The organism is Acetobacterium carbinolicum (assembly GCF_047456275.1).
In the GTDB taxonomy this organism is placed as follows: domain Bacteria; phylum Bacillota; class Clostridia; order Eubacteriales; family Eubacteriaceae; genus Acetobacterium; species Acetobacterium carbinolicum.
On sequence record NZ_CP173357.1, the window covers coordinates 2,168,573 to 2,182,111 of the forward strand.

The 13,539-nt window shown below is 41.4% G+C and carries 17 protein-coding genes; 6 read left to right on the top strand and 11 right to left on the bottom strand.

The window, feature by feature from the left end:
- Positions 1 to 334 precede the first annotated feature (334 nt).
- Complete coding sequence (locus ACIZ62_RS10065; RefSeq protein WP_414150073.1) at positions 335 to 1,549, top strand: pentapeptide repeat-containing protein; 1,215 nt, start codon at positions 335 to 337, stop codon at positions 1,547 to 1,549.
- Between the two features lie 15 nt (positions 1,550 to 1,564).
- Positions 1,565 to 1,954: a response regulator gene (locus ACIZ62_RS10070; RefSeq protein WP_111886790.1), complete on the top strand. Its 390-nt coding sequence runs from the start codon at positions 1,565 to 1,567 to the stop codon at positions 1,952 to 1,954.
- Positions 1,955 to 2,131: 177 nt separating this feature from the next.
- On the opposite strand, the gene ACIZ62_RS10075 is transcribed toward ACIZ62_RS10070, so the two are convergent.
- The 7 genes from ACIZ62_RS10075 to ACIZ62_RS10105 all read right to left on the bottom strand — a co-directional run bounded on the left by ACIZ62_RS10075 (position 2,132) and on the right by ACIZ62_RS10105 (position 7,582).
- Positions 2,132 to 2,974 carry a prenyltransferase gene (locus tag ACIZ62_RS10075; RefSeq protein ID WP_111886789.1) on the bottom strand — a complete coding sequence of 281 codons (843 nt, stop codon included), beginning with the start codon at positions 2,972 to 2,974 and terminating at the stop codon, positions 2,132 to 2,134.
- 202 nt (positions 2,975 to 3,176) lie between these two features.
- The gene (locus ACIZ62_RS10080) at positions 3,177 to 4,118 is read right to left on the bottom strand and encodes an alpha/beta fold hydrolase (RefSeq protein ID WP_414150074.1); all 942 of its coding nucleotides are present in this window, start codon (positions 4,116 to 4,118) and stop codon (positions 3,177 to 3,179) included.
- A gap of 73 nt (positions 4,119 to 4,191) precedes the next feature.
- Positions 4,192 to 4,689, bottom strand: coding sequence for a hypothetical protein (locus ACIZ62_RS10085; RefSeq protein WP_414150075.1), 498 nt, complete (start codon positions 4,687 to 4,689; stop codon positions 4,192 to 4,194).
- 11 nt (positions 4,690 to 4,700) lie between these two features.
- On the bottom strand, positions 4,701 to 5,447 hold the full coding sequence (locus tag ACIZ62_RS10090) for a hypothetical protein (RefSeq protein ID WP_414150076.1): 747 nt from the start codon (positions 5,445 to 5,447) through the stop codon (positions 4,701 to 4,703).
- Between the two features lie 252 nt (positions 5,448 to 5,699).
- Positions 5,700 to 6,326 carry a DsbA family oxidoreductase gene (locus ACIZ62_RS10095; protein WP_111886785.1) on the bottom strand — a complete coding sequence of 209 codons (627 nt, stop codon included), beginning with the start codon at positions 6,324 to 6,326 and terminating at the stop codon, positions 5,700 to 5,702.
- Between the two features lie 505 nt (positions 6,327 to 6,831).
- Positions 6,832 to 7,191: a VOC family protein gene (locus ACIZ62_RS10100; protein ID WP_414150077.1), complete on the bottom strand. Its 360-nt coding sequence runs from the start codon at positions 7,189 to 7,191 to the stop codon at positions 6,832 to 6,834.
- Between the two features lie 19 nt (positions 7,192 to 7,210).
- Complete coding sequence (locus ACIZ62_RS10105) at positions 7,211 to 7,582, bottom strand: MerR family transcriptional regulator (RefSeq protein WP_111886757.1); 372 nt, start codon at positions 7,580 to 7,582, stop codon at positions 7,211 to 7,213.
- An 85-nt stretch (positions 7,583 to 7,667) separates the two neighbouring features.
- Between ACIZ62_RS10105 and ACIZ62_RS10110 the strand changes: the two genes are divergently transcribed.
- On the top strand, positions 7,668 to 8,078 hold the full coding sequence (locus ACIZ62_RS10110) for a carboxymuconolactone decarboxylase family protein (protein ID WP_414150078.1): 411 nt from the start codon (positions 7,668 to 7,670) through the stop codon (positions 8,076 to 8,078).
- Between the two features lie 55 nt (positions 8,079 to 8,133).
- Here the strand turns inward: ACIZ62_RS10110 and ACIZ62_RS10115 are convergent, their stop codons facing one another.
- Complete coding sequence (locus ACIZ62_RS10115; RefSeq protein ID WP_414150079.1) at positions 8,134 to 8,625, bottom strand: GNAT family N-acetyltransferase; 492 nt, start codon at positions 8,623 to 8,625, stop codon at positions 8,134 to 8,136.
- A gap of 501 nt (positions 8,626 to 9,126) precedes the next feature.
- Between ACIZ62_RS10115 and ACIZ62_RS10120 the strand changes: the two genes are divergently transcribed.
- The 3 genes from ACIZ62_RS10120 to ACIZ62_RS10130 are packed head-to-tail and all read left to right on the top strand — an operon-like array spanning position 9,127 to position 10,990.
- A complete protein-coding gene (locus ACIZ62_RS10120) occupies positions 9,127 to 9,501 on the top strand; it encodes a GntR family transcriptional regulator (RefSeq protein ID WP_414150080.1) in 375 nt (124 codons plus the stop codon).
- 2 nt (positions 9,502 to 9,503) lie between these two features.
- A complete protein-coding gene (locus ACIZ62_RS10125; RefSeq protein ID WP_414150081.1) occupies positions 9,504 to 10,364 on the top strand; it encodes an ABC transporter ATP-binding protein in 861 nt (286 codons plus the stop codon).
- Positions 10,361 to 10,990, top strand: coding sequence for an ABC-2 transporter permease (locus tag ACIZ62_RS10130; protein ID WP_414150082.1), 630 nt, complete (start codon positions 10,361 to 10,363; stop codon positions 10,988 to 10,990). Before ACIZ62_RS10125 ends, ACIZ62_RS10130 begins: the two co-directional genes overlap by 4 nt.
- 129 nt (positions 10,991 to 11,119) lie before the next feature.
- On the opposite strand, the gene ACIZ62_RS10135 is transcribed toward ACIZ62_RS10130, so the two are convergent.
- From ACIZ62_RS10135 to ACIZ62_RS10145, 3 genes are all read right to left on the bottom strand, one after another.
- Positions 11,120 to 11,509, bottom strand: coding sequence for a hypothetical protein (locus ACIZ62_RS10135; RefSeq protein ID WP_414150083.1), 390 nt, complete (start codon positions 11,507 to 11,509; stop codon positions 11,120 to 11,122).
- Positions 11,510 to 11,905: 396 nt separating this feature from the next.
- Complete coding sequence (locus ACIZ62_RS10140; RefSeq protein WP_414150084.1) at positions 11,906 to 12,856, bottom strand: alpha/beta fold hydrolase; 951 nt, start codon at positions 12,854 to 12,856, stop codon at positions 11,906 to 11,908.
- Positions 12,857 to 13,207: 351 nt separating this feature from the next.
- Positions 13,208 to 13,510 (bottom strand): DUF4351 domain-containing protein, encoded by a 303-nt coding sequence (locus ACIZ62_RS10145; RefSeq protein WP_414150085.1) that lies wholly within the window; start codon positions 13,508 to 13,510, stop codon positions 13,208 to 13,210.
- Positions 13,511 to 13,539 lie beyond the last annotated feature (29 nt).

Here is a 13,539-nt window from a genome sequence, read left to right on the forward strand (position 1 = left end):
TTTCTACAATTAAGCTTCTTCTCTTAAGAATTTGTCAATTAACGTGTAAACCCGATCGCGGTCAAAATTCCTTGCGAAAGTAGTGCGAACATCACCTTAATCTGTCCGTCAATTTCGCTGACAAAACTAATCCGCTTATATTTTTTTATCTTATTATATAAATTCAAACCTTATAATCTATGAATTTGCAGCGTATTTTAAAATTTGCGTCAGATTTTTAACAAAATTTTCCCTTCTTGGTTATTCATCTGGATCCAGGGTATTTATTAAGTACTCTCCTTAAAAATAGGAGAGCAAACCTTCCAAGAATCATACGAATAGCGAGGTCATCTTTATGGATCAAAATAATGAATTTGATATTTTTTTATATTTGCTTGACTGTATCGAACAGAATAAAAGCAATGATTGGAACACTTTCCGCCGGAGAAACAGAAAATTGTCAATAAATTTTGATCACAAAGTACTCACCTCTATTGAATTGACCGGATTTAACTTTCGCAAGATTTCTTTTTGTGATGCCAACTTTTCCGAATCAGTCTTTAAAAACTGCGTCTTTGATTCGTGTCAAATCGATAAGGTTCAAGCATTTGGCGCAACCTTCGAGGAATGCAGTATGGTTCAGGCCACCCTGACCGATGGTAATTTTGTCACAACCCGTTTTAATCATTGTGACTTACGTTACGCAAACTTTTCTAAAAGTAAAATACATCAAAGCTACATGGCTCATACTCAAGCAGATTATGCCAATTTCCTTCATGTTTCATTTTATGACACTTGCTTAACCGGCAGTTCGTTTACCTATTCTGATTTTTTCGGATGTGATATGAAAAATGTACAGATGTATGATACTGATTTCTCTGCCATTTCCGTCGATGGCGAAACAATATTTTGGGATTGCTATTATGATCGGAAAACTAATTTTACCGGTGTTGGGCTAAGCAGTTGTAGAATCGAGCCAGTCTTATTGTCAAGCTTCCAATGTAACATCCGCCGTATCTGGTGGGAAAACTGGTATGAAGAAAAAAGACTTGCAACCGCAGACTATATAAAAACATTCAAACATAACCCCATAGTTAATTTTTTCAAACTTTTAAAAAGTTTAGGTAATTCCATCATCAATCCGGTAGTCAAGTTTTTCTGGTGGATTACCGATTATGGTTCATCAACGATTCGTTTAATTTTAGTGTTTCTGGCAACTACTTTGGGTTTTGCTCTAATCTATACTATTTTCCCACACTTTACTAATGATCTGGTTATTAATCAGTCAAGCAATCATTTTCTTGTTTTAATTAGGTCTTTCTATTTTTCAGTCATTGTCATGACAGGCCTTGGTTTTGGTGAGATTAATGCGAATCCTACTTCTTATATTGGACATATTGTCATTCTTGTTCAATCATTAATGGGCTATATCTTATTAGGAGCTTTTTTGGTTCGCATTGGTATTCTGTTTCAGGGCGAGTTTCCGGTATCATCAATTCGAAAAAAAAATTGTAATACTGAATGTGATATCGACAGTAATCGTTCAATCAACCAGAATGATCGTGTTTAAAAGGAGATAATCTGAATGGACATTCAAAAATTAACATGCACTATTGCTGATGATAGTATTTTTTCAAGAAAAATTCTTCATAATATCTGCCAGGAGCTTAATCTGTCTGTTGTGAAGGAATATGCCAGTGGCGATGAACTTTTAGCTGATCTTGACACGACAAGCTACCCTGACCTCATTTTTCTCGATATCAACATGCCTGGTCACTCTGGAACAGAACTGATCGAAATTTTACTCGATCTGAATCCAGATTTCATCATTATTATGATTTCATCAATTAGTGATCTTGACGAAATCAAAGAGTGCCTTGAACTGGGAGCCGCAAATTATGTTCATAAAGACGCTGGCATCTCGACAATGAAAGAAATCATTCGTTCAACCATAAAAAACAGTGGCTTGTCCTGATATTTTGATCGGATAATTCTAGACATTGGACCTGAATCTGTCAAAGCTTGTCTCTTTTTATCAATCTCAACGATACCAGCCAGGTATATCGTTTTTAAAATTGTCATAATGAGCCCATGATTTTTAATTTGTTTAAACATGCATACTTCCTTGAACCGACATCTTTTCACCAATAATTTAAACCGGTCTGATGGTTATGTTTTTGACGATTTCACCGTATCTGCTGGTGGCGGATTCAGAAGGACATCCTTTTTGACAGAACCTAAAATGACTGATTTTTCGGTTAGGATGTTCGACTTTCAACATCTGTTGATCATCCAGTTTTTGGCTAAGTGCTTCAAACGCTGCTTTAAACCGTTGATCTTGTTGGGCCTTTGGGTAAAAAGACAGCACATAAGTATAATAAAAAAGATTATACCTTAAAAATGGATATTCAACCTGCATAAACAGACTTCCCATTCCATAATGACAGGGACCCACTGGTGTTTTTACAGTCCAATGATCAAGAAGGGTTTCTACCGCGTCGTCCAGTTCTTTGCTGTCCAGATATTTTTTTGAAAATCGAAAGGCATCCAAGGCCAGAAGTGTAACATTGGGATTTGAAAATTCCGTTTCCGGACCCCGACCATAAATGAATTTATTACACCGCCATCCGCCATCTTTAAATCGATTCGCTAAGAGCCAGGTAAAGATCGACTGAACCCTTTTGTCTTCGGCATAACCATTACGACAAAGGGCTGCTGCCGCATGTGCTGTATGACAGGGATAGATGGCAGCTTTTGGCGCAATCCGCACCCGACCATCTTCCCTGATTGCTGCCAGCACCAAATCCGCAGCCCCTCGCAACGCCTCAGAATCTTCACTAATATTTAATTCACTGATGATCATCAAAGCTGTCAAGGTGCTGATTGGTTTTTCAATGCCGAGACGACCATCCGGAGTTGCCCAAAAATCCGCACCATTATCATGGCGCATCGCCAGTAGTAAATCAAAATCGGTTTTGTTGGTTTGTTGAGTCATATTTACGGTTTCCTTTCCATTGGATACTTAATTGAATTAAGATTGTTGTGGTCATTACCTGATACTATTGAAGCTATATAATATTGCCCGTTTTACCTCGTCATGCTTACCAAAGGTAAGACCTTTCAACTAAGTTAAGTATGGCTGGTACCGTGGATTATAAACATCTTATTCCCTCACAATCACACTTCTGCCGTGTAAATCAGCTTTCCTTCGTCGCAATGATCGCATTGATGAAGTCGATCATGCCGTCTTCGACCGCGTCACGAATATCCCGATAATTGTGGATTTCATGACGATAGCCGGAATAAATCTTTGTCTTGACCTGATTTCCGGTATCTGCCAGCCAGTTTGACACCGCATAGACACCTTCTCCGTAAAGACCGACAGGGTCCTGATCACCGGCAATATTATAAACCGGAATGGCAGCCGGAACTTTCTCGGCCCATTGGGTTCCGATAATGCTATCAATCATCATGATAAAATCGTAGGTTGAGCGGATATTCGGCGGACTGGTGAAATTGTTGAAGGGATCACTGGCATGGTCGGCAACGATATCCGGATCGCCAGCGATCCAATCATTGGGGGTCAGGGGATTAGTGATGCGGTCAGTCATCCATTCAAAAAGAACGCCTAAGTAGCTCGGATCGACTTCTTCGCCTTTACCTTCATCAATACACTTTTGCAGCGCTGCCGCCAACTCCTGAGTCTTCGGAAAAATCGACGAGGTTCCGCAGAGCAGCAAACCATCAATGCCTTCCCCATAAATTGTCGCATAAGATCGAGCAATCATCGAGCCCATGCTATGACCATACATAAAATAAGGCAGTTCGGGATAGTCTGCCTGGACCAATTGGCGCAGGCTGTGTTCATCTTCTGCCATGGTCAGATAGCCTTTATTTCCCCAGTCACTCCAGTTTCCCGATTGAGCGGCGGTTTTACCATGTCCCACATGATCATCTGCCGCAACCACAAACCCGGCCTCGTTCAGCTTGAGAATCATATGCAGATAGCGTCGTGAATGTTCCCCAAAACCGTGGACAATTTGAACAATCCCCCGGGGTTTGCGAATTGGCTTATAAATCCAAGCCTGGATTGTATCCTTTTCGTTAAATGATTTGAAACTTCTTTCTTCAAATGCCATTGTCTTCCTCCTATAAATTTATTATCAGGCTGTCATGCAGCCGGATGATCTTAAGTTAAGTGCGCCTGGCATGTCAATTTCCAACGTCACTGACTGATTTGTCAGGCCGATCTTTTTTTACAATCCGATAAAGCAAGAACCCATAGAATACCAGAATAAAACTGGGATTCCCTGGCCCGGTGTACATTCCCAACCGAAAGATTTGATATATTAGCGGCAGGTTAATATTAAAGTAAATAAGATAACTAAACAGAATCAAAAATGAATAAACCACGCCCAGAATACAACCGACACGGATCGCCTTACCGCTATCGTTTTTAATGCCGGATCCCAAAATAAAGATGCCCGCACCAATAAACACATTAAACACGATGGGTAGAATAAAAACCGATAAATTCTGATAAAAATTGCTGGCATTGGGACCAAAGGAGATTTCATCCCGGGCTAAATATTTTGTGTAGTTTAAAAGATAAGGGAACAGGGTCAGGTATAAAAATGGGATCACCCAAATTAATAACGTATAACTCCACTGCATTATTTTCTTTTTACGTTGTACCATACTGATCGTCATTTTCGCACTCCTTAATTACTATAATCGTATTCCAATACTATCGACCGGGAATCGCCGTTTTCATTGATCAAATTTCCCGAGAAAATGGTCCGACAATGAACAAAGTCTTTCGTCCGAAGGAACCATGGACTAGGAGCAATTCGTTCTGTTTCGTAGGAATTGGATGCTGTTTCAAGATCCCATAGTACCAGCTCATTGACGGCACCATTTTCCACCCCAATGCCATTGCTAATCCGGTATCCTAATTCTACATCTTGCAGGCGAACAGTTGGATCTGTTATTTCCCAATCAACATAAACGCCGTCGATCCGAACAACTCGATAAATTCCAAAGTCTCCCGTAGCATAGCGCATCCCCAGCACCACCGAAATCACATCATCTTCATCTGTTCTGGGACTGCTGATTTCGGTGCCAGAACCACTTTGATCAACATTTTTGGGCAAACTGACAATGATATCCTGATAATAATGTTTCTCTCCGGTACCATCATTGAAATAAACGAGTTGGGGTTCTGTGCTTTGAGTCACCAGATCTTTATCCTCTTGCGAGTTGAATTCAATGGATTCACCCGTCTCTTTATTGGCAATAGCACCCTTCCATGCGATCATCTCCAGCAGCTCCGGGTCTGTTTTTTGTTGAAAATTCTGAGCATCAAGATCTGTTTCGCTCTTTTCCAATGCTGCTATTCCCGACGTTGATAAACCAAAAATTAGAATGAGCAGCACGATCAGACAAGTCTTTACTTTTCTGGATTTCATTCGCTTAACTTCCCTCTTTACAAATTCTTAATCCCTCATCTTGGTAAAACAAAGATGACCTTCTGTTCTCCGGCTAGCTTTTCTTAATCCCTGATTTTGTTCAAGGTCTATTCGCTACATTTAGGACAGGGACGCTTTCTGTGTATTTTAGCAATTAGTAAAAGTCTGACCGAGCTGCCCGTCAAAAATCCGGCCGGAAACGACTGCCAGAGATTATTGTTAGATTGACGATCTTTAAAACCGCTTTTAAACTTATTTCAATTCTTCAATTACGGCCACAAAAGTATCAACTGATTGTGCTCCATTTATGACCTCTTTTCCATTAAACAAGAAGTATGGCACACCATTTATTTGGCGCGAATGTGCATTCGACTGATCTTGTCTGACTTCTTTTGCAAAGGCTGATGATTCTAAAATGCGTAGTGCTTCTGTTTTATCTAATCCCACTTCACCTGCAATTGTAGTTAACACGTCAAAATCTGAAATGTTTACTGAATCGGTAAAATAGCCTTTCATCACAGCTTCTGTATATGCCATCAACTTGCCTTTCTCCTTGGCATAATGTGACAAACGATGGGCATCAAAGGTATTGGTCGGCTGCAATTTGTCAAAATTGAATTCCAGGTCAACTTCTTTTGCAACATTGATAATATTATTATTAGCGGCTATTGCTTGTTCGATGCTCATCCCATATTTCTTAGCGAGCAATTGATTAATGTTCTCTTCATAGCTCTTCTTTGCGTTCGGATCTAATTCAAACGAGTAAAAGACGATCTCAACGTCTTCTGTTATGCCTGTTTTCTCAAGGGCTAAGGCAAGCTTTCTTTCCCCAATATAACAAAAAGGACAACTATAATCTGACCAAATTTCTATTTTCATTGTTATTTACCTTTCTTACCACTGGTAAGACCTTTCAAATTGGTTAAGTGTGCCAGGCATCAAGGCCGATTATTATTTGAGCTGCCATCAAATTATTATCACCGATCTACTCATCTTCTCCGCGATGCTCTACTGCCATCTGGTCTACCCAATCTTCCTCTACGTACACCATACCATTCCGACCTTCCACCTTACGGTTAGGTCCAGACTTATGCAGCTTGCAACTTAAAGGACCATAACAGAAAGCCTCAAACCGATACTTTCTTAGCCCTCTCGGATTCCAATTATCGACAATAATCTCAACTGGCATTCTACACCCCCATATACAACTGCGACACTTCGTATCATAGGTTCTTGCCGCCAGTCTGCGGTGTCCTCTTTCTTTGTAAACTTCCAGCTCCGGTGGCACCAGTTCCCAGGGTGAAGATATGCTGCCCGGTTCGCCACTAGAGATAACACTAAGCTTTGAGACTTTATAATAGTCAACCGGTTCTTTTGAGGTATTTTACAGGTGCTCCAGCAGCTGAATCTTAAGCCCATTGGGGTCGCTGATAAAGAGGTACCTGATCTGCGGTGCGGGCTGAAACGGAACGCTGTGCTGGATACCTTTTTCTTCTAATTCTGCCATCGTTTGCTCCAGTGAACTGACTTCAAATCCCAGCGAAATGTTGGCGTCAATGCTTGTCGCCGGGATGGTCTTATTGTAAATCAGTTCCAACTTGGTTTCGCCATCCCCTAAAAAAGCCAGTTCAAGATCTGGCCCGGCCAGCCTGCGGCTGTCCACCGTCAATCCCACAATATCGGTATAAAACCGGATCGATTCATCCATATCTTTGACGGTGACTGTTACCCATGAAAACTTCATAACTTTCTCCTTTTTAAATCTAAAATTTTGTTTTATCAGTTGTTAACGGTATTGTAGCATAATACTCTATTTTTGCATCAAGGTTACAAAGATTTTGAGCCCATTTTTGCTGTTCCGCAACAACGAATAAGCGGTGGGCTTCAAGCATCGCCAGTCGTTCGGGGATGGTCTGATCGCCCTCGGCTCTCAAATCGGAATATTTTTTAATCTCTCGCAACGGCATCCCGGTCTCTTTTAGTCGTTTTATGAAACGAATCCATTCAATATCGTTTTCATCATAATTACGTCGACCCCGGGCATCACGGGAAACGGTAATCAATTCCTTCTTTTCATAATATCGCAGGGTATATTCACTGATCTTGGTCAGTTGGGCCATTTCGCTGATAATCATAATAAAACCTTTCAAAAAGAGGGTTGACTTAGAGCATAGTCTAAGCACTATACTGATAGTATAAAGAATTTTGGAGGTAATTACAATGGATCAAACACGTTATCAAATTGGCATCGAGCAGTTAAGAAAAATTGATGGAGTTGGCGGCGAAAAAGTGATCGAATCACTTAAAACAATCGCGCCCGACCTGGGCAATTACATTATCGAATTCGCCTTTGGCGATATCTACCCCCGGCCGGGGCTGACCCTTGCGGAACGGGAACTGATCACCATCACCAGCCTGCTGACCGCTGGCGGCTGTGAACCTCAGCTGGACGTACATATTAATGGTGCCTTAAATGTCGGGATTCTACCAGAGAAAATTATTGAAGCCTTTATTCAATGTATCCCCTACACCGGATTTCCGAAAGTTTTAAACGCCGTTGCAGTTGCCAAAAAAGTCTTTGCCGACCGTGACGCACTCCCCCATGACCAGCCGGCTCCTGGCAAGCGTTAAGCGTTCCTGGCCTTGGTGCCTGAAGTAGGCCTGGTGGCGACGCTCCCTACCGATCTCACTTCTTGCCGACACGTTGATAGGCCAGCCGTTCAGCCCCACTCTTGAGATAAATCAGACCGCAATAAGTAAAACCATTCTTAGTGAGGACACGTTGCATGATCCGATTGTCCCGATGGGTATCAATCCGGATATTGGGACAGATTTTTTCGCACCAGTCAAAAATCGCCCTGGTTAGTCCGGCTACATTGCCGGCACTGGCCACCCGATGGATGGCAACGTACGGGTCATCATTTCGCCACTGTCCGTCAAAAATCCGGTTATAGTCAGGATCGCCTTCCCGTAGCAGCACAAACACCGCCTCGATCCGACCGTCAACTTCACAGACATAACTGATCTGCTTTTTGATGTCATCTTCAATCAGGCTTGGTTGGGGATAACCATCAACCCATTGATGGGGATTGCCCATCGCGGCCATCATGGTGCGGGCATGGCTGTAAATTTCTTCAATCCCCGGGATATCTTCAATTTGCGTATGTCGAATCTTCATTTTTTGCTCCTCATTATCCTTTCGTTGATCTGGTTAGTATAAGTTGAGCCAGGCCACCAGCTGCTCGAATAACTGGCCGTAAATTCCAACAAGGTTTGGACGTCAACCTTAACCGCCCGAATATTTGGATAGCGGTTAATCATTACCTCAATTATGGGCTGAAGATCCCGACACGCCGCAGGTGTTGCTGCCAAAATAAACCAGCAACATGTCATTTTTATGAATCAGTTGATTCATTTCCTTTAATGTATTTACTGGTTCCATTTTTTCCCTCACAATCACACTATGAATCGAACACCCTAACTTTTTATGCCCATGCATGCATAATATTATATTTGATGATATTTTACAAGAGAAGCATGCTATTTAGCACATTCAATGAACGCCTACAGCTACTTAATTTGCGTGCTCTGGTTTTTAACCTCTTGACATTAATATGATCATCGACTAAACTGTGCTTATAGTGCATGCACACTATCCAACTCTGGAGGTGATCGGAGATTGAACATCATTATTATAAATTCTGCCGAAGTACCGATTTACGAGCAGATTATGAACCAAATTAAATCCGCTATCCTGGCTGGGGAATTAAAAGAGGGCGATATTCTGCCTTCTGTCAGAGGCTTGGCAAAGGATTTGAATGTCAGCGTGATTACGACACGAAAAGCCTATGATAGCCTCGAAGCTGAAGGATTTACCATTAATATGATGGGTAAAGGTTCTTTTGTTGCACCCCAGAACATGGAGCTTTTGCGCGAAACCCGATTGATGGAAATTGAGAAAAAGCTAACCGATATCCTTGACTATGCTAAGCCTGTCGACATTTCAGGCGAGGATTTAAAAAATATTATCGACGTGTTAATCAGGGAGGAATAAAAGTGAATGTGGTTTTAGAAATAAACAACCTATGTAAAAACTATCATGATTTCAGCTTGCAGCATATTAATATGACACTGGAAAAAGGAACCCTGACTGGCTTCATCGGGCCGAATGGTGCCGGAAAAACAACAACCATTAAAAGTATTCTGGGCATGATCAAACCGGATGAAGGAAAAATCACCGTTTTAGGTCTGGATAGTGTCCGTAGCGATCTGGAAATCAAATCAAAGCTAGGCGTTGTTCTTGATGACGGTCATTTTTATGAAGATTTAACCTTGCGAAAAATGACACGTCTGATTGCTCCGATGTATTCAACATGGGACGATCATGCTTATCAGATTTACATGAACAAATTTGACTTGCCAGAGGATCAGAAGATCAAGCATTTGTCCCGGGGTATGCGGATGAAATATGCACTGGTGCTGGCCCTTTCCCATGGTGCTGACCTTTTTATTCTGGATGAGCCAACATCTGGTCTCGACCCGTTGGTCCGAAATGAACTGATTGACATCCTTAAAGAGATTGTGTTGACGGACAATAAAACGGTTTTAATGTCAACGCACATCACCTCCGACCTTGATAAAATAGCAGACTATTTATTTTTTATTTTTAACGGCAAAATTATCCTGCACGGGCAAAAGGACGAAATAAAAGATCAGCACGCCATTGTCAAAGGCGATCCTGCGGCATTATTACCGGATTATGAAAATTACTTTGTCGGTCTGAATAAATCTACTTACGGTTTCGAGGGTCTGACCGATAATAAAGCGACCCTCAAAAAGGTATTGCCCAACAAAACAGTTTATGAAGTACCTTCCATCGAGGATATTCTAAGCTACTATGCAAGGAGGCAGCAATGATAAACTCAAACTTTCTCAATTTCACCAAAATGCAAATTACAACGTTAAGCCAAATTGTCTGGTTGCAACTTTTCTGTGTTACCTTATACCCGATGTTTTTTTATCAAATTAACGTCAATAATGATTTTTCCAATGTCATTATTTTTACAACGGGACTTTTGATGCTATCCTATTTACTTTTACGAAATTTTGCCTTTAATGACGCAAAATATAAGACGAAGTTACTATTTTACATCCTACCGGTTACACCGTCCATAATCATCGGCGCCAGAGGTATCATCGTCTACCTTTTTTGTCTGATCGCCACCCCGCTGATCGTCTTGTTTTCCATCATCAACCACGCCATTAAACCGGAAATGTTTGCGGTTGTGCAAACCTATATTCTCCCTGACGGGTTATTGTTCGTTGCCGTATTTTTACCTCTCGAGTTTTTGATTTTTTATCTGTTTGAGGCACAAAAAGCTGATATTATCGGGGCCCTGGCACTTTTCCCAGCTATGGCTTTGATGTTCCCCTTATCGAACTTGATGAATGACAACCTTTGGATTGTCGTGTTAATGATTGCACTTTTCACCAACGTCATGAGCTTCCGGTTTTCCCGTAAGCTTTACCAGAGGAACTGTTGATACATAATTCTAAATAGCCAGGGGCCGTTTCCGAACCAGATAACCCGCGGCATCGCGATGATGACAGTTCAGCGCTTCCCACAGGTCCTGGATGTCATTCAGCAATGAATTCATCACCGCTGCGATGGGTTATTGCTGTGATCGGGGGTTTTCGCATTTCATCGATTTTTTCTCCTTGCCTTGCCGCCTGATATCATTTTGAGCTTTGAACGGATCACCGTCATCAACGACTTCCTGAATGATCACAATCGGATCGGAGATCAATCCATATTTTTCATCCTCGGGATAGGTCACCGCAATCGCCGGTTCCTGCCCGGCATAAGCAATCATGCAGGCCATTGTATCCCACTTTGTACAGAGAAAAAAATGAGCATACTCACCCTGCTCGATGATTTTCAAAAAAGCACCCCGATTGCCCTTAATCGCCAAGGTATCTTTAACCCCAGTTTGATATTCATATTGTTCAAACGCCGCCCGCATTTTAAGTGGCACAATCCCATGCCAGGTTCGTGAAAACATTAATAACTCCTTTAAACTAACATTACTTCAGATCAAAGCCAACCAACATAAATAATACTCTACTCCGCCTCCCATTTATTTTTTGCCATTGCGATCCCTCCTTATTTTTTTACAAATCAATCATTATGACACGGGCCCAATAAGTTAAGCTTACTAGGCATGTCAATTCCCAACGTCACTGACTGATTTGTCAAGCCGATCTTTTTTTACAATCCGATCAAGCAAGAATCTGATTGTTTTTTTACAATGCTGTTATTTTTGATGGCGACAACCAACAATCAATATGACAATCAGGATCAGACCGGCCTTTATTCTTCTGGTTTCATCAATTCAGCACTCCTTTTACTAGTTTAAGTGTGTTTGACACCCGTGCTCTAAGTCCGGCACCGTCAGTTTTTAGTCTTTTGTGCTGTTTTTAATATATTCCTTTACCGTGTCAGCGATATATTCCGACTGATAATAGAAAATATAATGACCACAATCCAAGTAATCAATACGAGATCCAGCCTTCTTTGAAAATTGCTCCTGACAAGAAATCCAGTTAGCTCCCATTTTCTCAGTTGACACGAACTGAATGATATCAACCTTTGGTATTTCCTTTTCATTAATTAACTTTGAACTTTTACCCGCGGCCAATCCTTCAGTTTGGATATCGATATTTAAGGCATTCTTATAAAGCAGGTATTTTAATTGCTGGTTTTCTTTATCAGAAACCCAGTTGAGAGATGCGTCATACACTCCTGGAATGCGTTGTACACCCATCCACAGTAAAATTGCATAAATCCCATCCACGATAGATGGCTTAACCTCTTGATTTAAAAATGTTTCCGGGACAGCCATATCCAAACCGATGATTGCCTGTATTTCCTCGGGATACATTTGAGCCCAGTAGATCGCTTCGAGGCCGGAATAGGAATGTGGCATCAAAATATACGGCCCACTTTCGCCGGCAAGTGAAAGCGCCGACCTGGTTTCCTCTAACACCGAGTTGACATCTCGATCAATATCAACAATCTCCGAATAACCATAGCCTGCTTTCTCGACAACGGCGATGCGATAGTCTTCTGAAAGTTTTGAATACAATATTCTGAAATCATAAACCGGAGCAATGGTACCTGACCCCGACATAAACACCAATGTCGGCTTGCTTTCACTGCTTCCTTCTGCATATACGTGTAATTGATGCCCATTGACTTCGACCATAACACCAGGCGGTTCCAATTTACTTTCCTCTTGCGCCAACATATACCGATGATACATACCATATGCAAAAATGAATAAAATAAGGATGCCGATTAATACCATCATGCTCTTTATAACAATTTTAATTACTTGCTTTGCTTTCATTTTTCCCCCTTGTAAATGCTGCCAAATAATTGACCTGTGAAATCTCAGTGAGCGATTTTCATCATACCGAAACTTAATAAAAATACCACCGATTCGCCCTTCTAAACGAACAGGAGGGTGATTAATTTTGATCGGCGTGGGATTTGTTGCTGTTTTCCGAACCCGGCTCATCCCTACTCATCTTCTCCGCGTTGCTCTACTGCCATCTGGTCTACCCAATCTTCCTCTACGTACACCATACCATTTCGACCTTCCATCTTACGGGGGTCCCCTTGCGTTCACCAATCGACATGTACCACCAACGCACTACAAAACACCCCTAGCTGATTATCTGTCAGGGGTTCATTTTAATCAAATAAAAGCTCTTTCGATAGTGACGAGACTATCACCGTCCCAGATTTCATCGATGATCATTTCGAGAGTGATGGCATCCAGTTGGCCAATTTTTTCCCGATAGTCAGCTGATAGGACACCAAACTTTTTCGTTAACAACTTCATCACTGTTTTAGCCAGGGCTTTCGTTTCACCTTTTTCGATTCCTTCTTCCCGTCCTTTCTCGATACCGTCTTCATAGCCTTCTTTTCTCAACACTTCAGCCAATGTCATGGTCACTTCACTTCCTTTCGGATAATTTATATCGATTTGATGAATCATTTTTTTTAGCTCATCTTTTGTTAGCTGAG